17 protein-coding genes and 1 pseudogene are annotated in these 23,260 nt (G+C 60.6%); 12 read left to right on the top strand and 6 right to left on the bottom strand.

The window, feature by feature from the left end; all coding sequences use genetic code 11:
• Positions 1-258 precede the first annotated feature (258 nt).
• Complete coding sequence (locus tag ABD837_RS02715; protein WP_345049988.1) at positions 259-1,170, bottom strand: flavin reductase family protein; 912 nt, start codon at positions 1,168-1,170, stop codon at positions 259-261.
• Positions 1,171-1,315: 145 nt separating this feature from the next.
• On the opposite strand from ABD837_RS02715, the gene ABD837_RS02720 reads away from it, so the two are divergent.
• From ABD837_RS02720 to acs, 11 genes and pseudogenes are all read left to right on the top strand, one after another.
• Entirely contained in the window at positions 1,316-2,581 is a 1,266-nt protein-coding gene (locus ABD837_RS02720) for an MFS transporter (RefSeq protein WP_345049990.1), read from the top strand.
• Between the two features lie 89 nt (positions 2,582-2,670).
• Positions 2,671-3,606: a M28 family peptidase gene (locus ABD837_RS02725; protein ID WP_345049992.1), complete on the top strand. Its 936-nt coding sequence runs from the start codon at positions 2,671-2,673 to the stop codon at positions 3,604-3,606.
• Positions 3,607-3,692: 86 nt separating this feature from the next.
• Positions 3,693-3,788 (top strand): annotated as a pseudogene (locus ABD837_RS24930) (transposase-like zinc-binding domain-containing protein); the annotation flags it as partial.
• A 12-nt stretch (positions 3,789-3,800) separates the two neighbouring features.
• On the top strand, positions 3,801-4,115 hold the full coding sequence (locus tag ABD837_RS02730; RefSeq protein WP_345049993.1) for a helix-turn-helix domain-containing protein: 315 nt from the start codon (positions 3,801-3,803) through the stop codon (positions 4,113-4,115).
• Between the two features lie 184 nt (positions 4,116-4,299).
• Positions 4,300-5,787, top strand: coding sequence for a hypothetical protein (locus ABD837_RS02735; RefSeq protein WP_345049996.1), 1,488 nt, complete (start codon positions 4,300-4,302; stop codon positions 5,785-5,787).
• A 55-nt stretch (positions 5,788-5,842) separates the two neighbouring features.
• Entirely contained in the window at positions 5,843-7,327 is a 1,485-nt protein-coding gene (locus ABD837_RS02740) for an MFS transporter (protein ID WP_345049998.1), read from the top strand.
• A 101-nt stretch (positions 7,328-7,428) separates the two neighbouring features.
• Positions 7,429-7,677: a hypothetical protein gene (locus ABD837_RS02745; RefSeq protein WP_345050000.1), complete on the top strand. Its 249-nt coding sequence runs from the start codon at positions 7,429-7,431 to the stop codon at positions 7,675-7,677.
• Between the two features lie 86 nt (positions 7,678-7,763).
• Positions 7,764-10,628, top strand: coding sequence for an ATP-binding protein (locus ABD837_RS02750; RefSeq protein ID WP_345050002.1), 2,865 nt, complete (start codon positions 7,764-7,766; stop codon positions 10,626-10,628).
• A 113-nt stretch (positions 10,629-10,741) separates the two neighbouring features.
• Positions 10,742-11,119: a response regulator transcription factor gene (locus ABD837_RS02755; RefSeq protein WP_345050003.1), complete on the top strand. Its 378-nt coding sequence runs from the start codon at positions 10,742-10,744 to the stop codon at positions 11,117-11,119.
• A gap of 118 nt (positions 11,120-11,237) precedes the next feature.
• Entirely contained in the window at positions 11,238-13,172 is a 1,935-nt protein-coding gene (locus ABD837_RS02760; protein ID WP_345050005.1) for an AMP-binding protein, read from the top strand.
• Between the two features lie 297 nt (positions 13,173-13,469).
• Positions 13,470-15,380 carry an acetate--CoA ligase gene (gene acs, locus ABD837_RS02765; RefSeq protein WP_345050007.1) on the top strand — a complete coding sequence of 637 codons (1,911 nt, stop codon included), beginning with the start codon at positions 13,470-13,472 and terminating at the stop codon, positions 15,378-15,380.
• A gap of 202 nt (positions 15,381-15,582) precedes the next feature.
• Here the strand turns inward: acs and ABD837_RS02770 are convergent, their stop codons facing one another.
• The 5 genes from ABD837_RS02770 to ABD837_RS02790 all read right to left on the bottom strand — a co-directional run bounded on the left by ABD837_RS02770 (position 15,583) and on the right by ABD837_RS02790 (position 20,941).
• Positions 15,583-16,128 carry a hypothetical protein gene (locus tag ABD837_RS02770; protein WP_345050010.1) on the bottom strand — a complete coding sequence of 182 codons (546 nt, stop codon included), beginning with the start codon at positions 16,126-16,128 and terminating at the stop codon, positions 15,583-15,585.
• 11 nt (positions 16,129-16,139) lie between these two features.
• On the bottom strand, positions 16,140-17,297 hold the full coding sequence (locus tag ABD837_RS02775) for a zinc-dependent alcohol dehydrogenase (protein WP_345050013.1): 1,158 nt from the start codon (positions 17,295-17,297) through the stop codon (positions 16,140-16,142).
• Positions 17,298-17,552: 255 nt separating this feature from the next.
• The gene (locus ABD837_RS02780; RefSeq protein WP_345050015.1) at positions 17,553-19,034 is read right to left on the bottom strand and encodes an exonuclease domain-containing protein; all 1,482 of its coding nucleotides are present in this window, start codon (positions 19,032-19,034) and stop codon (positions 17,553-17,555) included.
• A 151-nt stretch (positions 19,035-19,185) separates the two neighbouring features.
• Positions 19,186-19,656, bottom strand: coding sequence for a ferritin-like domain-containing protein (locus tag ABD837_RS02785; protein ID WP_345050017.1), 471 nt, complete (start codon positions 19,654-19,656; stop codon positions 19,186-19,188).
• A gap of 91 nt (positions 19,657-19,747) precedes the next feature.
• On the bottom strand, positions 19,748-20,941 hold the full coding sequence (locus tag ABD837_RS02790; protein WP_345050018.1) for an AI-2E family transporter: 1,194 nt from the start codon (positions 20,939-20,941) through the stop codon (positions 19,748-19,750).
• Positions 20,942-21,144: 203 nt separating this feature from the next.
• Here ABD837_RS02790 and ABD837_RS02795 point away from each other — a divergent pair, with 203 nt between their 5' ends.
• Entirely contained in the window at positions 21,145-23,088 is a 1,944-nt protein-coding gene (locus tag ABD837_RS02795; protein WP_345050020.1) for a DNA topoisomerase IV subunit B, read from the top strand.
• The last annotated feature ends 172 nt before the right edge of the window (positions 23,089-23,260 follow it).

The raw sequence follows: 23,260 nt of genomic DNA on the forward strand, positions 1-23,260 counted from the left end.
TAATTGCTTTGCTTATTTGGTTGAATTATCTATTAGTGTTTTCTAAGGACAAACACAACGAGTTGTTTATACAGATAAGCCACGGAAGTTTAGAAAGCAGAAAGACTAATTTTATTATCTTCTGGTCATATTTTTCTATAACAGTAGTGCCATTCGCTTATTTTATATTCATTAGAATAAGCAACTTAAAGTAAAATAACAGGGGTATTGAAATCCTTGTAGAATGGTTTAGTAATACTGAGGGGGAAAGATGGTTGTTTAACTACCAATTTGTAACACCTTCCACGCCTCCCCCAGCCGCCCTTCCGCCAGAAACTGGCGGCCCAGTTGCAGCAGCTGTTTCTTCAGCTCCGGGTCATCGTCGCGATACTTGTTGAGGAGGTAGGCCACCATTGGTTCGGATTTAAATTCTTCGACTTGCGCAGGCGTGGGCAAGGCGTCGCGCTCGATGTTGGCGAGGCGGCCCAGCTCGTTGCCGGTGAGCACGTCGGAGGTGCGCAGGTGCTCGGGCAGCTGGTCGATGCCGATGCCAATGTGGCGGTTGGGCTTGGGCACTTCGAACAGGCTGCTGCCGCTGGCACGGCAGTACCAGTCGCCGCCGAGGCGAGCCACGGCATCCAGCTTGAAGGGGTCGATGCCGGTGGCATCGGGCAGGAGAATATCCTGGCGGAAGTGGGCGCGCACCACCCGGCAGATGATGAGGTTGCCGGCCCCGTTGTTCTGGCCCAGCTCGATAATCTGCTCCACCACGCACTCAAATGCTGCCGGCGCTCCGGCCACGCGGGGCGGGCGCACCTGCTCAGAGGCCAACTCGGTGAGGCCGGCTTTGGTGAATTCGTTTACGCCCTTCGCGTACTCGGTGCTCGATAATGACATCTGCTCGACCAAAGCGTAGTCGCAGATGTTGATGACGACTTCGGGCACCTCGCGCACGTTTTGCAGGGTGTGCTTCTGGGTGTTGTCGCGCACGCGGTTGGCGGGCGAAAACACCAGAATGGGCGGGTTCGAGCTGAAGGCGTTGAAGAAGCTGTAGGGGCTCAGGTTCACGCGGCCGTCGGCGTCGATGGTGCTGGCGAAGGCCACTGGGCGCGGGGCCACGGCACCCACTAAGAATGGGTGCCACTGAGCGGGCGTGAGGTCGGAGGGGGAGAGGGAATGAAAATCGGCCATAGGGCCGCAAAGAAACGGCGCTCGACCGTAGCGTGGGCTTTTAGCCCGCGCCCGACCGGCCAATGCTGCGCCGGTTGGTTCTCCCTTGGGTGTCGCGGACTAAAAGTCCGCGCTACTTTGCGGATTCAACTGCTAGTAATTGCTCGTGAGCCAACCGCTACTAACTCCTCCTACTACCATTCGTCCCGCCGTGGGCGTGTTCAGCGCCATTGTGTTGGTGGCCTCATTGGGCAATTTTGTTGACCTCTACGACTTGGTGCTTTTCGGCATTGTGCGGGTGGATAGCCTGCACGAGCTCGGCATCACGAACGCCGCTGAGGTTACCAACAAAGGCCTCTACCTGATGAATATGCAGATGGGTGGGATGCTGCTCGGCGGCCTCTTGTGGGGCATGCTCGGCGACAAGCGCGGCCGCCTTTCGGTGCTGTTCGGCTCCATTTTGCTCTACTCGCTGGCCAACATCGCCAACGGTTTCGTGCAGACCGTGGACCAGTACGCCTGGCTGCGGCTAATTGCCGGCGTGGGGCTGGCCGGCGAGCTGGGTGCGGGCGTAACGCTGGTGGCCGAAACGCTGCCCAAGGAAAAACGCGGCTACGGCACCATGCTGGTAACCTCGGTGGGCGTGCCAGGCGCGCTGCTGGCCTATTATGTGGGCGAGCGTTTGGGCTGGCGCAATGCCTATTTCATGGGCGGCGGGCTGGGCCTGGGGCTGTTGGCGCTGCGGGCGGGCGTGTTCGAGTCGGGCATGTTCGAGCACACCCGGCAATCTGGAGTGGCGCGCGGCAACTTCCTGAGCTTGTTTGCCAACCGCTTCCGGGCTTCGAAATACCTGCGCTGCCTGCTGTTGGGCATTCCGTTCTGGTTTATGGCGGGCATTCTGATAACCCTGGCCCCGGAATTTGGGCGCGCCTTCCATTTGCAGGGCGCCGTCACGGGCGGCGCCAGCATTGCGTGGTGCTACCTGGGGTGCACCATCGGGGATTTCACCAGCGGGGCGCTGGGGCAGTTGCTGCAAAGCCGGTTGCGGGTGCTGCGCATGTTTTTCGTGGGCAGCGCGGCGGCAGTAGCCTGGTTTCTGTTTGGGCTGAACGGAGCCAGCGTGGCAGCATTCTACTTCGCCTGCTTTCTGGTGGGCGTCGCCGGCGGGTTCTGGACCTTGTTTGTAACAGTTACGGCCGAGGAATTCGGAACCAATATCCGGGCTACAGTTGCTACCACGGCTCCCAATTTTGCCCGGGGCTCACTGGTGCTGGTCTCGCTGCTATTCAAAAGCCTGAAAGAGGTGCCCACGCTGGGCATGGTTGGCGCAGCGGCGATAATAGGCGCTGTGCTGCTGGTGTTGGCGTTTTTCAGCGCCAGCACGTTGCCCGAGACTTATGGCAAAGAGCTGGACTACGTGGAGGAGGCCTAGTTTGGCTCAGGCCCAGCTCCCTCCCTCGTATTGCCGCAACCTGTATTGATGTAAAGTCAAGCTTAATTAAAGCAGCCTTGATAAACCACATGAATATGACCTTGGCTATGCTGCTGTGTCTGTTACTGGGTGAAGCGAAAGCCGCGCCCCTGGCTCCAGCTCCGGCAGACACGGTTCTGCTTCGGCGGCACCTCGAGTTTCTTACTACCACGCCGCAACCACGTAACCACCTGCACCCGGCTGTGCTCGATTCGGTGGCTGCGTACCTCACCCAGCAGTTCCGGGCGGCTGGGGCACATCTAGTTGGCGAGCAGCCTTATCTGGTGCAGGGGCGTACCTACCGCAACGTGCTGGCATCCTTTGGTCCGGTTGATGGCCCGCGCCTGGTAATTGGCGCGCACTACGACGTCTGCGGCGAGCAGCCGGGAGCCGACGACAACGGCACCGGCGTAGCCGCCCTGCTGGAACTTGCCCGCCTGCTCGGCCAGCAGCAGAACCTGCCATACCGCATCGACTTGGTTGGCTACACGCTGGAAGAACCGCCGTTTTTTCGCACGCCGCAAATGGGCAGCTACGTGCATGCCGCGGCACTGAAGGCCGCCGGCGTGCCAATACGCGGCATGGTCGCCCTCGAAATGCTCGGTTACTACGACGACCACCGGGGCTCGCAGCACTATCCCATCCGGCCCCTGAAATTCATTTATGGCAGCCGGGGAAATTATGTAACGGTGGCCCAGAAATTTGGCAATGGCCGGTTTGGACGGCGCTTTGCGCGGCAATACCGGCAGGCAGCCGCGTTGCCGGTTAAGCGCTTCAAAGCCCCGGCGTGGCTGCCGGGCATCGACTTCTCCGACCACCTCAACTACTGGAAATTTGATTACTCGGCCGTCCTGCTCACCGACACGGCTTTTTACCGCAACCTCAGTTACCACGAGCCCGGCGATACGCTGGCCCGGCTGGATATGCGCCGCCTGGGCCTCGCCGTGGATGCGCTGATGGCCACCGTATTGGCTGGCAGGTATTGAGTTGAAAGCGGACGCTTATTTGCTAAACTGGTATATGTTTGCTAAATAGAAGTAGCTTTGAAGCAGTAACCCAACGATTGTACCCAATGAATGCGCCCGCCTGCCCTAAATGCGACTCCGCTGAAGCCACTAAAAGTGGCGTAATCAATGAACGGCAGCGGTTTAAGTGCCGGCAGTGCGGGTACCACTACACGGTGGCCAAAGTCGGCCGCGAGGTTGATAGCTACTACGTCATCAAGGCCCTGCAGCTCTACATCGAGGGCGTGAGCTACCGCGAGATTGAGCGCCTGCTCGGGGTAAGCCACGTGAGCGTGATGAACTGGGTGAAGAAGTACGGCGTGAAAGCCCCGCGGCAGCCCGACTACCATCCAACTTACAAAATACTCAATCACAAGGAGCTGGCTGATTTTTTCCAGGTGCCGGGGAACTTGAAAGGGGCTGGCATGGTGGTCACGGAGCTGGGCGACAAGTTCATGGTGATTCGTTGGGAGCGGTTTCGGGCCGGGTAGAGGCGGCCGGGTATAGTTGCTTAGCAAAACGATAGCGGCCGGGTAGCTGGCGGCGCAGATTGGGTGCTACTTCACCAAACCAACGGCTTTGGCCGGGGTGGCTGGTGGCGGAACTGCTTCAGAACCTGCTTCTGAGGAAGCCCGCCGACTGGCCGCGTTTCTGTTCCACCATCTTTCCCACCCCATGCGACACACTCGCTACGCCTTGGCCCTTGGGGGCTTACTTTTTGCAGGGGCCGCTTTCGGCCAGGTTATTCCGCCCACCACGGGCACGGCCCCTCCGCCTGCTGAGCCAGCTGCTCCGCCTACGCCAGTAGCCCCGGCCAAATCGGCTGCCTACGGACCGGGTATGAAAATCAACATCTCGCCCGACGGGTCCAAATACCTGCGCTTCCTGCTCTGGACTCAGGTGTACGCCCGCTACACGGAAAACAACACCGGCACCCTGCGCGCGCCCAGCCAGCTCAAGGAGAGCCAGGTTGATTTCGGAATCCGGCGTTCGCGCATGGTGATACTGGCCCAGCTCAATCCGCGGTTTCTGATTTACACGCACCTGGGCATCAACAACCAAAACGCGGTGAGCGGCGGCGTGGCCCCGGCCACCGACGGCAAAAAACCCCAGTTCTTCATTCACGAAGCCGTGACAGAGTACAAGGTGAACAAGTACCTAAGCCTGGGCGCGGGCCTGCATTACTTCAACGGTATTTCACGGCTCACCAGCGCCAGCACCACCAGCATTCTGCCGATGGACCTGCCGCTGACCAACTTCCCTACCATCGAGCTAACCGACCAGTTTGCGCGCTGGCTGGGTATCTACGCCAAAGGCCGCATCGCCAAGTTCGACTACCGGGTGTCGATGAGCGATTCCTACCTCACCAACCAGGCTAGCACCCCACTCAGCCTGGGCACCACCGCGGCCGGCGTGAATACCGGCACGGGCGTAGCCAATTACAACCCGCAGAACACCAGCCATGTGTACCAGGGGTACTTCAGCTACAACTTCCTGGAGCCTGAGGCCAACCTGCTGCCCTACACGCAGGGTACTTACCTGGGCACCAAACGGGTGTTTAGCATCGGTACGGGCTTTCTGTACAACAAGGACGCCATGTACTCGCGCTCGTCCGGCAGCGTGGTGCCCGTAACGTCAGCCGTTTCGGCCGACCCGTTTGGCACCGTGGCCACCACCAAGCACGACATGGTGATGCTGGGCTTCGACGCGTTTTATGACGCACCGCTGGACACGACTTCGCGCACGGCCATCACCCTCTACGGGGTGTACTACAACTTCAACATGGGCCCGAACTACGTGCGCTTTGTAGGAGCAGAAAACCCCGGCTACGGGACCGCTGCCCTGCGCGGCAACGCGGTGCCTCAGTCGGGTACGGGCGGCGTATTTTATGGCCAGGTTGGCCTGCTATTGCCCAAAAACCTGCTTGGCCCCAAGGCCCGCCTGCAGCCCTACGTGGCTTACCAGCACGCCAACTACGACGGCCTGAAAACCTCGGATGGCAGCACCAAGGGCGTAAATATTATGGACGCCGGCCTGAACCTGCTACTCGATGGCCACAACGCGAAAGTGACCCTGAACTACCGCCCGCGTCCCGACTTCACCAACGTGAACGACGTGAAGTACCGCCCCGAAGTGACGCTGCAAACGCAGGTGTTTTTGTAGGCCCAGCCGCTTCCTTTCCTCTGCATTTCTAACTCTTAATTACTTGACCAACGGCATGGAACAGCGTTTAAACCCGCCTTACGCGGCCGCCGATGCGGCGGTAGAGCACGACAACAACACCACCTCGACTAGCACCATCTGGCAGGTTATCACGGCCTCGTCGGTAGGTACGGTGATTGAGTGGTACGACTTCTACATTTTCGGCTCGCTGGCCGCTATTATCGGGCCGGTTCTTTTCGGTTCGAAGGGCAAGATTGAGGACACTCTGCTGGGCGCGCTGGCCGTGTTTGGCGCGGGCTTCGTGGTGCGGCCGTTCGGGGCCATGTTCTTTGGCCGCCTCGGCGACATGATTGGCCGGAAGTATACCTTCCTCGTCACGCTGCTCATTATGGGTGGGGCCACGTTCATCACCGGCCTCATTCCGAGCTACGATACAATTGGCCTCGCGGCGCCAGCCATTGTGGTGGTGCTGCGCCTGCTGCAGGGCCTGGCCCTGGGCGGTGAATACGGCGGCGCCGCCACCTACGTGGCCGAATACGCCCCCGACGCCCGGCGCGGCTATTTCACCAGTTTCATCCAGATTACGGCTACTGGCGGCCTCATCCTCAGCATCTCGGTTATTCTGATAACCCGAAAGCTCCTGGGCGAAGATGCCTTCAAGGAGTGGGGCTGGCGCATTCCGTTCCTGCTCTCGGGCTTCCTGTTGGTAGCTTCGTACTACATCCGCCGCAAGCTGCACGAGTCGCCGCTGTTTGCTAAAGCTAAGGCTACCGGCACCACCAGCAAAAGCCCCCTGCGCGATTCGTTTATGAACCCCGTGAACCGTCGCCTCGTCCTCATCGCCCTGTTCGGCGTGACGATGGGCCAGGGCGTAATTTTCTACACCAGCCAATTCCAGGCCTTCACCTTCATGAATGCCACGCTTAAGCTCGACATCGTGCATTCGAGCATCATTATGGTGGTGGCCATGCTGCTGGCGACGCCGTTGTTCGTGTACTTCGGTTCGCTGTCGGACCGCATCGGCCGTAAGCGCATCATCATGACTGGTATGATTTGCGGGGCGCTGTTCACGGTTCCGCTATTCTATGGCATTAAGGCGTTTGCTGGTCCCCTCACCGAAATCACGCCCGCCACGGTAGATGCCGCCGGCAAAGCCGTGCCCGCCGTCATGAAAGCCCTCACGCCCAACATCCCGGCCATGATTGCCATGGTGTTTTGCCTGGTGGTGTTCGTCACGATGGTGTACGGGCCCATTGCAGCCTACCTGGTTGAGCTGTTCCCAACCAGCGTGCGCTACACGTCGCTCTCGGTGCCCTACCACATTGGCAATGGCGTATTCGGGGGCTTCGTACCGCTGATTGCCACCTCCATCGGCGTGTGGGCGGCGGCCCAGCCGGCCGGCACCTTCGCCAAGGAGCATAGCAGCCTGGTGGGACTGGTGTATCCGGTGGTTATTGCGCTCATTTGCTTCGTGGTGGGCATGGCCTTGATGAAAGACGTGCGCAACGTGAAACTGATTGACGAACAGCCCGCCGCCTAATACGTTCGCGTGCCTGCGGTACGGTACGAAAGTCCGCCGGGCCCCGCGCCCGGCGGACTTTTGCTTAGATTGGCCAGCCGTTCTTCACCCCCCTAATTTCCATGCTGCCTCCCGTCCTCAACTCCTCACCACCGGTCCGCCCGGCCCCGCGCCGCGGTCCAAAGCTGCTGTTTCTGGCGGTGCTTTTCGGGGTGCTGCTCAACTATCCGCTGCTGGCCGTATTCGACCACAACGGCCGCGTAGGCGGAGTACCGGTGCTGTACCTCTACGTGCTGCTCGTATGGATTGCACTGGTGGCCCTGACGGGCTGGCTGGTGCGAAAAAAGGGTGAGCCAGAGGAGGGTACGTGAGGAAGCCAGCAGCCTTGATGCGCAGAATGCTCGGCATCACGTCCTTTTAATACGCTAACATCAGCCTTCACCAATCACCCGACCCCATGTCCAAGCTGCTCGTCATTGGCTTCTCATTCGGCTACCTGGCCTTGCTTTTCGGCGTGGCCTACGCCGCCGAGCGCCGGTCGGAAGCCCGAAAAAGCCTGGTGAGTAACCCTTATGTGTACGCCCTGAGCATGGCCGTTTACTGCACGGCCTGGACGTACTACGGCTCGGTGGGCCGGGCAGCGCACAACGGGCTGGAGTTTGTCGGCATCTACCTCGGGCCGACCTTGCTGGCCCCGGCCTGGTGGCTGGTGCTGCGCAAAATCATTCGGGTGAGCCGGCAGCAGCGGCTCACCTCCATTGCGGACTTCATCTCGGCCCGATATGGCAAGAGCGCCGGGTTGGGCGCGCTCGTTACGGTGGTGTGCGTGCTGGGCATCGTGCCCTACATCGCGCTCCAGATTAAAGCCATTGCTACTTCGTTTGTCACGCTTACGGGCAGTGGGGCGGGGGGGGGCGGGCCAGCTGCCGCCACGGCCCTGTACACCACGGGAGCGCTGGCGGTGTTCACCATCCTGTTCGGAGTTCGCTCGGTGGAAGCAACCGAGCGGCACGAGGGCATTGTGCTGGCCGTGGCGGTAGAAAGCCTGCTGAAGCTGGTGGCGTTTCTGGTGCTGGGGGGCTTTGTCACGTTCGGGTTGTTCAACGGGTTCACCGACGTGTTCGACCAGGCGGCAGCGGTGCCGGCGCTGCGGCAGCTGTTCACGCTGCGCGGCGCGGGTACGAGCGGGGCCGAGTGGTTCACGCTGTTGGTGCTCAGCATGTCGGCGGTGCTGCTTCTGCCGCGCCAGTTTCAGGTAGCGGTGGTCGAGAATGTCGACGAAAACCACTTGCGCAAGGCCATGTGGCTGTTTCCGCTCTACCTCATTGTCATCAACCTGTTTGTGTTGCCCATTGCCTTTGGGGGCCTGCTGAAGCTGGGCCACACCGGCCTCGACGCCGATACCTACGTGCTGGCGCTGCCGCTGGCAACCGGCCATTCGTGGCTGGCGCTGCTCACCTACCTGGGCGGCTTGTCGGCCGCCAGCAGCATGATTATCGTCGAAACCATTGCCCTGAGCGTAATGATGAGCAACCACCTGCTGATGCCGCTGCTGGTGCGCCTGCCCAACGCCCGCGCCAAAGGCCAGACGCGCTGGTTTGCCTACCTGGGCCGCGTGGCCCTCGAAAGCCGCCGCCTGGCCGTGGTGCTGGTGCTGATGATAGCCTACGGCTACTATGCCGAAGTAGGCAAGCAGCTTCCCTTGGTAAATACCGGGCTGGTGTCTTTCGCCGCCGTGGCGCAGTTTGTGCCCGCCGTACTGGGCGGCCTGTATTGGAAGGGAGGAACCCGGCGCGGCGCTACGGTGGGCCTGCTGGCGGGCTTTGCGGTGTGGTTTTTTACGCTGGTGCTGCCCGCGCTGGTGGGGCCGGGCCGGCTCCTGCCCGCCTCGGTGCTCACGGCCGGCTTGGGCGGCGTGGCGGCCTTGCGGCCGTTCGCGCTGTTTGGGCTCGAAGGGCTGGATTACCTCTCGCACGGCCTGTTCTGGAGCTGGCTGTTCAACATCGGGCTCTACGTGGGCCTCTCGCTGGCCTGGCCACCCACGGCCCTGGAGCTGCGGCAGGCCGACGTGTTTGTCGACGTGTTCACCCGCCGCAGCTTGGCCGAAGAAGTAACCGGCTGGACGGGCCGCACGCCCTTCCCCGACGTGCGTGCCCTGTTACTGGGCTTCCTGGGCAAGAAGCGCACGAACCAGGCGCTGCGGGCGTTCACCGACCGGTTTCCGGATGCCATGCCCGAGTCCACGGCGGCCTTTCCGGCTCCCGACGCGGCCGTTACCTCGTTTCCGCCTGCGGCCATTCAGCCCCTGCACGAAACCGCCGACCCGCGCCTGCTCAACTACGCCGAGAAGCTGCTGGCCGGCAGCCTTGGGCCCGCTTCGGCGCGCATGCTGGTGGCCTCGGTGGCAGGAGCGGAGCAAATTAGTTACGACAGCGTGGTGGGCATTCTGCGCGAAAGCCAGCAGCTGCTCGAAGCCAACCGCCAGCTCCAGAAACAAAGCCGCCAGCTGCAGCGCCTCACCGACGAGCTGCGCGCCGCCTACGACCAGCTCCAGGCGCTCGACCAGCGCAAGGACGAATTTCTGTACACCGTGACGCACGAGCTGCGCACGCCGCTCACCAGCATTCGGGCGCTGGCCGAAATCCTGGCCGACAACCCCGAGCTGGCCGAAGCCGAGCGCCAGCACTTCCAGCTAACTATCGGCCGCGAAGCTGAGCGCCTCACCCGCCTTATTACCCTGGTGCTCGATTTGGAAAAGTTCGAATCGGGCCAGGCCACACTTACCCGCACGGCCGTGCCAATAGCGGACCTTGTAGCCGAAGCCCTCGATGCGGTGGGCCAACTGCTGCGCGACAAGCATATTACCCTACACGTCGATACGCCCGACGACCTACCCATTCTGTACGCCGACCGCGACCGCCTGATGCAGGTACTCGTCAATCTGCTCTCCAACGCGATTAAAGCCAGTCGGGCCGACGGTACGGGCCGCATTGCCGTGCTGGCCTGGCCCGCCGCCAGCCTCGTGCTGCTGTGCGTGGAAGACAACGGGCGCGGTATTTCGCCCGCCGCCCAGCACCTCATCTTCGACAAGTTTTACCAAGCCCAGAATCAGACTACCCGCAAGCCCGAAGGCACCGGCCTGGGCCTGGCCATCACCCGCAAAATAGTGGAGCTGCACCGCGGCCGCATCTGGGTCGAGAGTGCCGTGGAGCAGGGCGCCCGTTTCTTCGTGGAGCTGCCGTTGGTGCAGAATGACCCGGAAGAACTGCCGGCTGAGCTTGCCGAGACGTCTTTGCTGCCTGCTGCAATTAACAAGCTGTAGGTGTGTCCGGCAAAATGAATCGATAAACTAAGTATGACCCGCTATTCTGTTTTTTAGGCTTTCCATCTGCCACTGCCACTTGCTGCCCTACTACACGTTTCCTTCCCTGCTGCATGAAAACGCCCCATATTCTTATTGTTGACGATGAGCCCAACATCGTGATGTCGCTCGAATTCCTGATGCGCAAAAACGGCTACCAGGTCGGCATTGCCCGCAATGGAACGGAGGCCCTGGCGGCCATCGACCAAACGCCCTACGACTTGGTGTTACTCGACATCATGATGCCTGACGTGGACGGCCTGCAAGTGTGCCGCCAGCTGCGCCAGCGCCCCGACCGCGCCGGTACTAAAGTCATTTTCCTCTCGGCCAAAAGCCGCGAAGCCGATGTGCAGAAGGGCTACGAAGCCGGGGCCGACCTCTACATTCCCAAACCCTTCAGCACCCGCCAGCTCATGGACAAGGTGCGCGAGTTGTTAGGTCTGGCGGCGTAGGGGCGGGGCTTGCCCCCGCCCGACATTGCGCGGCCGTTATGGCCGTGGCGCACCCGCCGGGTGGGGGCAAGCCCCGCCCCCTACTTTTTTATCTCCTCCCGATTCCTATCCAACTCCTATGAAACCCGCCTGCTCCTACGCCGCAACTCACGCTGCCAGCCTGGCCAATCCGGCCGGTTTCTGGGCGGCCCAGGCCCAACACCTAGCCTGGGACCGCCCCTTTGCCGAAGCGCTGAGCCAGGACGAAAACGGCACTTACCACTGGTTCCGGGGTGGGCAGCTCAACACCAGTTTCCTCTGCCTCGATGCCCACGTGCAGCAAGGCCGCGGCAACCAGTCCGCCCTGATTTACGACTCGCCCGTCACCAGCACGCTACGCACCTACACCTACGCTGAACTGTTGGACCTCACGGCCCGCTTTGCCGGCGGCTTGCGCAACCTGGGCGTGGCGTTTGGCGACCGGGTCATCATTTACATGCCCAACATGCCCGAGGCGGTGGTAGCTATGCTGGCCTGCGCCCGGCTCGGAGCCATTCATTCGGTGGTGTTTGGTGGTTTCGCGCCGCACGAGCTGGCCGTGCGGATTGATGACGCCCAACCGCGCGTTATCATCTGCGCCTCGGGTGGCATCGAGTTCGACCGCGTCATTCCCTACAAACCGTTGGTGGAGGAAGCCTTGGCAAAAGCTACCCACCAGCCGGCCCACGTGGTAGTATGCCAGCGCGGGTTCGTGACGGCCGCGATGCAGCTTGGCCGCGACGTGGATTTCGCCACTTTGCTCCAATCCGAGCCCGTGCCTGCCGTGCCGGTGCCGGCCACGCACCCGCTCTATATTCTGTACACCAGCGGCACGACCGGCCGGCCCAAAGGCGTGGTGCGCGACCACGGCGGCCATGCCGTGGCCCTGCACTTCAGCATGCGCACCATCTACGGCCTTGCGCCGGGCGAAACCATCTTCACCGGTTCCGACATCGGTTGGGCCGTGGGCCACAGCTACATCGTGTACGGGCCGCTGCTACGCGGCTGCACTACCGTGCTCTTCGAAGGTAAGCCCGTGCGCACCCCCGATGCCGGTACCTTCTGGCGGCTGGCGGCGCAACACCACGCCAAGGTGATGTTTACCGCGCCCACGGCCATCCGGGCCATTAAAAAGGAAGACCCTGAGGGCTTGCTGGCTCAACAATACGACCTCAGCGGCCTGCGCCACCTCTTTTTAGCCGGCGAGCGCTGCGACCCCGCCACGTATGCCTGGGCCGGGCAGTTGCTGGGCGTGTCCGTAGTCGACCACTGGTGGCAAACCGAAAGCGGCTGGCCCATGCTGGCCACGCTGGTGGGCCTCGAAGGCATGCCCGCGCCCCGCGCCGGCAGCGCCGGCCACCCCGTGCCGGGCTACGACGTGCAGGTGCTCGACGAGGCCGGCCACCCCGTACCTGCCGGCACCACCGGCCTGGTAGCAGTGAAGCTACCGCTACCGCCCGGCTGCTTTCCCACGCTCTGGCACGATGACGTACGGTACCAGGACTACCTGAAAACCTTTCCCGGCTATTACCTCAGCGGCGATGGCGGCTACCGCGACAGCGAAGGCTACTGCTACATTATGGGTCGCGTTGATGACGTGATTAATGTGGCCGGCCACCGCCTGAGCACCGGCGAAATCGAGGAAATTCTGGCCGCCCACCCAGCCGTGGCCGAGTGTGCCGTGCTTGGCCTGGCTGACAGCCTCAAAGGGCAGGTGCCCGCTGGCCTGGTGGTGTTGAAAGACGGCCAGGCGATGGGAGAGGAGCAGCTGGAAAAGGAATTGGTGGCGGCCGTGCGCGCCCGCATCGGCGCGCTGGCCTGCTTCCGGCAAGTGCTGGTGGTGGCGCGCCTGCCCAAAACCCGCTCCGGCAAAATCCTCCGCAAAACCCTGCGCCAGCTGGCCGACGGCGAGAATTTCGCCCTGCCCGCCACCATTGACGACCCGCTGATTCTGGACGAAATCCGCGCCGGCCTGCAACGGCGGAGCCTCGGCGCGGCTTTCGAAACCTCTCCTCCCACGCCTCCCATGTTATAACCCATCCTCAAACAGCATTTCCCAACCCGCAAAAGCTGTTTGGGGATTGTGAAACATGATTTCCCAATCCCCAAATACGATTCCCCAACTCGCAAAAACCATTTGCGGGTTGGGCAACACGATAACCCAACCCGCAAATACGATTTACCAACCCGCAAACACGATAACCCAATCCGCAAACACGATTTGCGGGTTGCCGAAAAGGATTTACTAACCCGCAAATAGCACTGGCGAACGGCCGTGCCTCCCATGCTGCTCGTTTGCTTTTTACTTTTCAATTCCTAACTCCCCAGACCCATGCACTCCCGCATTCGCACCCTCGCCCAGTACCACGCCGATTACCAACAGTCCGTTGAAGAGCCGGACACCTTCTGGGCCGACGTGGCAGCGCCCTTCACTTGGCGCAAAAAGTGGGACACCGTGCGCGGCGGCGAGTTTTCGCCGGCCGGCGACAGCACCTGGTATGCCGGCGCCCGTCTCAACATCACCGAAAATTGCCTCGACCGCCACCTGGCCCAGCGGGCCAACAAGCTGGCCATCATCTTCGAACCCAACGACCCCAAAACCCGGCACCTGCGCCTCACCTACCGCGAGCTGCACGAGCAGGTGTGCCAGTTTGCCAACGTGCTGAAGAAAAACGGCGTGCGCAAGGGCGACCGCGTGGTGCTCTACCTGCCCATGATTCCGCAGCTGGCCGTGGCCGTGCTGGCCTGCGCCCGCATCGGGGCGGTGCACGGCGTGGTGTTTGCCGGCTTCTCGGCCACGGCCATTGCCGACCGCCTCAACGACGCCGAGGCCACCTTCGTCATCACGGCCGACGGCCTGAACCGCGGTGCCAAGCAAATCCCTGTCAAGAGCGTGGTCGACGAGGCGCTGGCCCAGTGCCCCTCGGTGCGGCGCGTGCTAGTGGTGGAGCACACCGGCTGGCCCATCGAGATGCAGGCTGGGCGCGACGTGTGGTTTCACGACGAGGTGCAGGACGTGGAAAAGACCTGCTCAGCCGAAGAAATGGACGCCGAAGACCCCCTGTTCATCCTCTACACCAGCGGCAGCACCGGCAAGCCCAAGGGCGTGGTGCACACCACCGCCGGCTACATGGTGTGGGCCGACTACACCTTCCGCAACGTGTTTCAGGTGGAAGAAAACGACGTGTACTGGTGCACGGCCGACATCGGCTGGGTAACCGGCCACACCTACGGCCTGTACGGGCCGCTGCTGGCCGGCAGCACCACGCTGCTTTTCGAGGGCGTGCCCACCTTTCCGAGCGCCGGCCGCTTCTGGGAGGTGATTGATAAGCACCACGTCACCATTTTCTACACCGCGCCCACGGCCATCCGCAGCCTCATGGCCACGCCCCTCGACAACGTGTTGGCCTACTCACTCAGCAGCCTGCGCGTGCTTGGCTCGGTAGGCGAGCCCATCAACGAGGAAGCCTGGCACTGGTACCACCAGCACGTGGGCAAGGGCCGCTGCCCCATCGTAGACACCTGGTGGCAGACCGAAACCGGGGGCATTATGATTTCGGCCCTGGCCGGCATCACGCCCAGCGTGCCCGCCCGCGCCGGCCTGCCGCTGCCCGGCGTGCAGCCCGTGCTGCTGAACCAGGACGGAACTGAAATCGAAGGCAACGACCAGGAAGGCTACCTCGCCATCAAGGGCAGCTGGCCGGGCGTTATCCGCACCACCTGGGGCGACCACGAGCGCGCCCAGCAAACCTACTTCCAGCCCTACCCCGGCTACTACTTCACCGGCGACGGCGCCCGGCGCGACGAGCAGGGCCTCTACCGCATCATCGGCCGCGTCGACGACGTGATTAACGTGAGCGGCCACCGCTTCGGCACGGCCGAAATCGAAAACGCCATCAACCAGAGCGAGTACGTGGTTGAAAGCGCCGTGGTGGGCTACCCGCACGACGTGAAGGGCCAGGGCATCTACGCCTACGTCATTTGCCAGCACGGCGTGCCCACCACCGACCTCGAAATCCAAAAGGCCGAGGCCAGCATCGTCGAAGCCGTGGTGGCCGCCATTGGCCGCATCGCCAAGCCCGACAAGGTGCAGTTCGTGTCGGGGCTGCCCAAAACCCGCTCGGGCAAAATCATGCGCCGCATCCTGCGCAAAGTGGCCGAGGGCGAAACCAGCAACCTCGGCGACGTAACCACCCTGCTCGACCCGCTGATTGTGGACGAGATATTGGCGGGCAAGAAGTAGCAGCAGTTTAGTCAGGCATAAGTAATTCGGCATCGGCCCGGTCCGACCGCCCTAGGCGGTCTGACCGGTTGAAGCACCTCCGGTTTTGCGCTGACGACAACCGGTGGGACCGCCTAGGGCGGTCGGACCGGGCGATGACCTGATTACTTCTGCTCGACTACTTAAACGAAGAAAGCCGGCCCACATGGGCCGGCTTTCTTCGTTATAACTGGTTCACCCGGTCGTAATCCCGCTTGTTATACTTCTTGGCTTTTTTGCCAGGCTTACTGCCCGAGGATGCCAGCAAGTACACCAGGCCGGCGGTGATGGCGGCCACGGTGGCCAGCTTGGTTATTAGGCCCTTCTTGTCGTGTTTCCACTCCGAGTTGTAGCCTTTCTCGGCCCAGATGTTGGGCAGCGTGCCGTGCATCAGGTCGTCGATAAGGCCCTCTACCACGTTGATTTTGTCGGCCGCAACTAGCGGCAGCCAGTGCAGGTACTCGTTCTCGCTGTACTTGAAAGCGAAGCGCCGAATCCATCCGCTCAGGCCGGAAGGCGGCACCGAGTTGCCGACCACGGCCGTGTAGTTAGGCCGCTCGATGGAGTGCAGCACCTCGCGGTCGAGCACCTGTTGGGTGGGCCGTATCCAGGAGCGGCCGTCGTGCTCCTCGCCCGTGCGGTGGCGGTTGGGATAGGTGGGGTCGTTTTTGGGGTCGGCGTCGATGCCCCAGCCCGGGATGTGGGCGAAATCTTCTGCGGTCTTTTTCATGGGAAGCGGCGTTACGAATTAGCGGTAGGAGGGAGCAGGACCGGCTTAATCATGTTATCGAGCTTGGCTGAGAACATGTGGTAGCCTTCGGCCACGTCCTCCAGCGGAATGCGGTGCGTAATCAGCAGGCTCGGCTTGAGGATGCCGTTCATCACGTGGTCAATCAGGCGGGGCAGGTGGCGCTTCACCGAAGCCTGGTTGCCCCGGATGGTGAGGCCCTTGTTCATGGCGTTGCCGATGGGCACCAAGTTGTCGGTCGGGCCGTACACGCCCACGATGGACACCACGCCGCCCTTGCGCACCGAGTTGATGGCCCAGTGCACGGCCGTGGCCGAACCGGCCTGCAGCAGCGTCTTGCGCCCGGTGATGGTTTGCAGCGCGTTGCCTTCGGCCTCGGCTCCCACGGCGTCGATGCAGGCGTCCGGCCCAATCCAATCGGTTTGCTTTTTCAGAAACATCACCGGGTCTTCCATGTCGGTCTCGAAGTTGTAGGCTTCGCACTTGGCAAAATTCTTGGCGAACTCCAATCGATAGTCCAAGTTGTCGAGGATGATGACCCGGCCGGCGCCAAACAGCCAGCAGCACCGCGCCGCCATAATGCCCACCGGGCCCGCCCCAAACACCACCACCGTATCGCCGGGCTGAATGCCGGCCATTTCGGCCGCCTGGTAGCCGGTCGGCGTCACGTCGGTGAGCATCACCGCGTCGTCAAGGTCCATGCCCGCCGGAATGATGGTGGGCCCGAAGTTGGCGTACGGCACCCGCACGTACTCGGCCTGGCCGCCGTCGTAGCCGCCAGCGGTATGCGAATACCCGTAAATGGCGCCCACGGCCGTGGCCTCCGAGTTCGATTCGTGGCAGTTGCCGAACATACCCTGCTTGCAGAAAATGCACCGGCCGCAGGCAATGTTGAAGGGCACCATCACCACGTCGCCCACTTTCACCTCGGTCACCTCGGCGCCGACTTCCACGATTTCGCCAATGAATTCGTGCCCGAACGTCATGCCCACGCGGGTATCCGGCACGTTGCCGTTGTAGAGGTGCAAGTCCGAACCGCAGATACAAGTGCGTTTCACCCGCACAATGGCATCCTCAGGATGCTTTATTTCGGGCATGGGTTTCTGCACGGCGCGGACCCTTCGGGGGCCGCGAAAATCCATTGCTAACATAGGGAAGGAGGTTAAAGATGAACGGAACTGTTTCGCCCGATTCGCCGCGGCAACCAACGCTTTCACAAGCCCCAGTGCCCCACCAAGCGATACCAAGGCTTACTCAGTACCATTCTCCGAAGTTGTTTTTTGCCTCCTATTGCGCCGTAAACCGGTATTTATACCAATACCGTTGGTATAAATACGTAAGAGCACAAGCCAATACGGCTCCTTGTTATTCGTGCCGCATTCTGCTCTGTCCCTCACCAGCCTGAGTTAGCCGAATACCTTAATTTTTTCCCCCTTGCGCTTGGTGCGCAAATGCAGGCGGATAATCTGCTGAATGTCTTTATTATCGGTATACTCCTTAATTACTTCGCGGAAATCGGCCAGCTTGCGGGCCGAAAAAGTCTCATCAACATACCCGAAACCTCGGTAGCGCCCATTCTCAACGAGCACAATGCTCTTCTCCAACTCGCTGCGCCCGGGCCCGATGACCACAAACGACTCGTGCTCGTAGCTGATGGAATCGATGGCCTCGTCGACGCGCAGGTTGTAACTCTCGGGCGATTCTTCGCCCACGCAGGCCCCTAGGCAGCGGTGCACCTGGTAGTCGAAGCACGGCCCCGTTGTTTTGTAGAGCCCGCACAGCTTCTGGCACAGGTTGAACTTGGCCACTTTGTGGTACAGAAAGCCCTGCGCCTTGTACTGGTTGCCCAGCGCGATGATGGGAATTTCGGCATTGCGTGCATCGGCCCGGCCGTAAGCCAGCCGCTTATAGCCCTGCTCGTCCGTGCGCAGGTAAATGCCGGCCGGGAACACCGAGCGCCGCTGGGCCCGGTTATAGGCCGGTTTCATGTGCTTAATCAGGTGCGACTCGTACAGCAGCGCCACTAGCTCCGAGCCGGTCAGCTCCCAGGTTATGTCCGCAATTGAGTTTTTGAACTCCAGGCTTTTGCGCGACTTCACATCAATGGCAAAGTGCTGCTGAATGCGCTTGTAGATGTTGATGCTTTTGCCCACATAAATTACCTCGCCCGCCTCGTTGTGAAAGTAGTACACACCCGTGGCCTGCGGGAGGCTGGCCACCACCGAGGCCTGCAACAGCGGCGGCATCAGGGCTTCGCGAATGGCGGTTTGCACGGCGGCCACGCGCTTGGGCGAGGGCTTTTTGGCGCTAGCCGCCTGGCCCGACGGGGCGAGCGCATCGACGCGGGCCAGGGTGTGGCTGGTATCGGTGCCGTGGGGCAAGTCTTCGGTTTCGGAGGTGATTTTGAGCAGCTTGCCGAATAGCAGCGCAGTGGCGTGGGCATCGCCGGCGGCGCGGTGGCGGCCTTCGAGCGGGATGCCAATGTTCTGGCACAACTTGCCCAAACTGTAGCTCGGCTGGCCCGGAATGAGGCTGCGCGAAAGGCGCACGGTACACAGCGTTTTGCGCGAGTAGTTGTAGCCCAGGTCAGCAAACTCCTTCTTCAGAAACGAGTAGTCGAAACGCACGTTGTGGGCCACAAACACGCAGCCTTCGGTCATCTCCACCACTTTGCGGGCAACTTCGTGGAACTTGGGGGCGTCGCTCACCATGTCGTTGGTAATGCCGGTGAGCTGGGTGATAAAAGGCGGAATGGCCCGGCCAGGGTTTAGCAGCGTAGCGTATTCATCAACGATTTTCTCGCCGTCGTGAATGAAAATGGCTATTTCGGTGATGCGGTCCTGGGTAGGCTGCCCGCCGGTGGTTTCAAGGTCGATGATGGCGTACAAGGCGGCGCGGAGATAAGTCGGGAGCTATACTAACAAGGTTAGCCCACCGGAAGGTTGCACAAAAAAAGCGGCCCCTTCCGGAGCCGCCTTTTTAGAGGGGGATGTAGCGGGGCGTATCCGGGGTGGAAAAGCCAACTGCTGCTTTGGCTGGTTAGGCCTGAGCCTTATGCTGGGTAACCCAGTTTTTGGCTTCGAGCACCTTGCTGTGTTGCTTCTCAAGCACCGACTTGGCCTCAGCGGGCAAGTTAGCCGCTTGCATAGCCATTTCGTACGCTTTCAGTGCCACAGAATCGCCGGTTTCGCACTCGCCCAGAATAGCCGAGTCGCTCTGCCCGGTGATGGCCGACTTCAGGTTAATCCAGCCGTGGTGCACGGCAGCGGCCGCGTCGGTCAGCAGGCCTTCTATCGTATTGCCTTCCGTCACGTTCAAGCCGTACTGGCTGGCGTGCTGCGTGAGCTCGGCCGCAAACTGGGCACGCTGCTGCGACAAGCGGCTCAGTTCCGATTTCAGTTGCGGGCTGCTCACGCCTTCAGCAGCTTCCTGGTATCCTTTAGAACCCGTTTTGTTGATTTCAACTAGGTCGTTGTAAGCGCGAGCGGTGGTTTCGTTGGTCGTAGCCATGAGAATAAATAAGAGGGGGTGAAAGAAAAGCTTTGGCCTGTTATACTGCGGGTTGAGTAGAGTAGTTGTCTAAAAAAGCCTAAGCTGGACACTACATTTTCTTAACCATGCGCACGGCCTTGCCAAAAAATCCCAGCTTGGGCACCGCCCGGTGCTGGTGGCTTTCGTCCATGTCTGAAATGTCTCCCAGCAAAAAGCCCCACGGTTCCAGCGACTTATTCGCGTCGAACACCACTTTGAGCACCGCCACCAGCGGAATGCTCAGAATCATGCCGGCCGTGCCCCACAACTCGCCGCCCAAAATCAAGGCGACAATGGCTGCCATGGGGTTGATGCTCACTTTAGAGCCCGTAACCATGGGCGTGATGAAATTGCCCTCTAGAAACTGCACCACCAAAAACACGCCCACTACCGCCGCGGCTCGCGCCGGCGAGCCGGTTTCGACCAACGTTACCAGCGCGGGAATAGCCGCACCCACCATGATGCCGATGTAAGGAATCACCGCCATCACCGAGGCGAAGGCCGCGAAGAAAATGGCGAATTTCACGTTGAGCACCAGCAGCCCGACGGCGTTCAACACGGCTACAATGAGAATAACCGTGAGCAGCCCCGAAATGTAGGCCTGCACCACGCTCTGGATATTGTCCATCGTGGTGAGTACGGCGGTGCGCTTATCGGGCGCTATAAACCGGAACATGAATTGCCGCATGTGGTCGCGGTAGTACAGGAAGCAGAAAATGTAGATGGGCACCAGCGTGAGCACGCTCAGCACGCCGGCCGTGGTGCTGAGCGTAGTGCCCAGGTAGCCTCCAGCCGATTTTTTGAATGACTTCATCGAGCTGTCAATGAGCTCCTCCTTGCTCATCACCTCAAGGCCGAAGCGCTGGTGCGCCCACTGCTGGCCCTGGTCGAAGAGTACCAGCAGCTTTTGCTGCAACAGCGGAAGCTCGGTGCGCAGCTCCAGCAGTTGGGTGCCAAACAGCACGATGAGTACGCTAATGGCCAGCACCATTACCAGCAGCGCCGCGATAATTGCCAGCACCGGCGGCCAGCCCCATTTTTCCAGGCGCAATACGATGGGCAGCAACAGCACTGCAAGCAGGGCCGCGAAAAACAGGGGCAGCAGTATGCCGTCCAGCTTGTGCAGCACAAACACCAGCAGCGAGGCACCAAGCAGCAGAAAAGTGTAGTGAACGACGGGTAGTTGCTTGACCTCGGCTGGCGCGGTGTGGGGCACGGCGGAGGTGGCCCGTGTGCCAGTCCGGGCAATTAAATGTGGGAACATGAAGCAGGAGTAAGGGAGTGAGGCAATTACTAGTAGGGCGACCCAGGCCGAAATTGGCTGCGAAGCGGGCGTGAACCTGCAGCCCGGTGGCGGTGTTGCGAACTAACGAAATTAGTGTGCGATGCTAAACAAGCTGGCAATAAAGCTTGCCCTCGCGCTTATTTCTCCGTTATTTTACCCCAAAACTGGAATACAGTTGCCCGATGAACGACGAATTACTGACCGACGACCTCCAAACCCCCGCCAAAGCCCCCGACCACGGGTATAACGAAGACAGCATCCGCTCGCTCGACTGGCGCGAGCACATCCGCCTGCGGCCCGGTATGTACATTGGCAAGCTCGGCGATGGCTCGGCTTACGACGACGGCATTTACGTGCTGGTGAAGGAGGTCGTCGACAACTGCATCGACGAGCACGTGATGGGCCACGGCCGCACCATTGACATCAAAATTTCCGACGCCAAGGTGCAGGTGCGCGACTACGGCCGCGGCATTCCGCTGGGCAAGGTGGTCGACGTGGTGAGCAAAATCAACACCGGCGGTAAGTACGACAGCAAGGTGTTCCAGAAGTCGGTGGGTTTGAACGGCGTGGGCACCAAGGCCGTGAATGCCCTCAGCGGCTACTTCCTGGTGCAGAGCGTACGTGAAGGCATTCTAAAGGCGGCCGAGTTTGCTCAAGGCAAGCTCACCAGCGACGCCAAGCCCAGCAAAACTAGCCAGCGCAACGGCACGCTGGTCGTATTCCAGCCCGACGACACCATTTTCAAGAACTACCGCTTCATCCCGGAGTATCTCGAAAATCAAGTCTGGAACTACGTTTACCTGAACGCCGGCCTCACCATCAATTTCAACGGCCAGAAGTATTACTCCGAAAACGGCCTGCTCGACCTGCTCGCCCGCAAGGCCGACGTTGAGCACCTGCGCTACCCCATTATCCATCTCAAAGCCCCGGATATTGAGATGGCCATGACGCACGGCAACGACTACGGTGAGGAATACTACTCGTTCGTGAACGGCCAGTACACTACGCAGGGCGGCACGCACTTGGCGGCTTTTCGCGAAGCCGTGGTGAAAGCCGTGCGCGAATTCTACAAGAAGGATTACGATGCGGCCGACATCCGGGCCAGCATCATCGCCGCCATTTCGGTGCGGGTGCAGGAGCCGGTGTTTGAAAGCCAGACCAAGACGAAGCTGGGCTCGGTGAATATGGGCGAAGACGGACCCACGGTGCGCGGTTTCATCCTCGACTTCGTGAAGGAGCACCTCGACAATTACTTGCACAAGAACCAGCTGGTGGCCGAGCAACTGCGCAAGCGCATCGAGCAGAGCGAGCGCGAGCGCAAAGACATGGCCGGCGTAAAAAAGCTCGCCAACCAGCGCGCTAAAAAAGCCAACTTGCACAACCGCAAGCTGCGCGACTGCCGCTTCCACCTGGGCGAAAATGCCAAGGACGGCGCCGAAAAAGAAGCCCTCACCACCCTGTTCATCACGGAAGGCGACTCCGCTTCGGGCAGCATCACCAAGAGCCGTAATGTGGAGCTGGAAGCGGTGTTTAGCCTGCGAGGCAAGCCGCTGAACTGCTTCGGGCTGAAGAAGAAAATTGTGTACGAGAACGAAGAGCTGAACCTGTTGCAGCACGCCCTCAACATCGAAGAAGGCATTGAGCACCTGCGCTACAACCGCGTGGTAATTGCCACCGATGCCGACGTCGACGGCATGCACATTCGCCTGCTGCTGCTCACGTTCTTCCTGCAGTTCTTCCCCGACCTCGTCCGCAACGGGCACGTGTTCATTCTCGAAACACCGCTCTTTCGGGTGCGCAACAAGAAAGAAACCATCTACTGCTACAACGAGCAGGAAAAGCAAAACGCCATGCGCAAGCTGGGCAAAAACCCCGAAATCACCCGTTTTAAGGGCCTCGGTGAGATTTCGCCCGACGAGTTTGGCAAGTTCATCGGCGAAAATATCAAGCTCGAGCCCGTGATTCTGCAGTCGGACCGCAGCATTCAGCAGGTGCTCACGTACTACATGGGCAAGAACACGCCTGCCCGCCAGGAGTTTATCATCGAAAACCTGCGTCTGGAGAAAGATCTCATCACTTCGGATGTGCTCCCCGCCGCCGAGGTGCCGGTCGAAGACCTGGCGTAGTCATTCAAAAAATCGACTTGGCCGGATGCCCATGAGTAGTAGCTTATTCCGCAATGCTCAAGCTCAACCCTAAACGCGTTAGAGTGATGGGTAAAATAAGTATAAAAGTTTGCAGTAGTAAAAAACCTGTGTACTTTTGCATTGTCGGCTAGGGGTAGACTAGTCGACATAT

Source organism: Hymenobacter glaciei (assembly GCF_039539585.1).
GTDB lineage: Bacteria > Bacteroidota > Bacteroidia > Cytophagales > Hymenobacteraceae > Hymenobacter > Hymenobacter glaciei.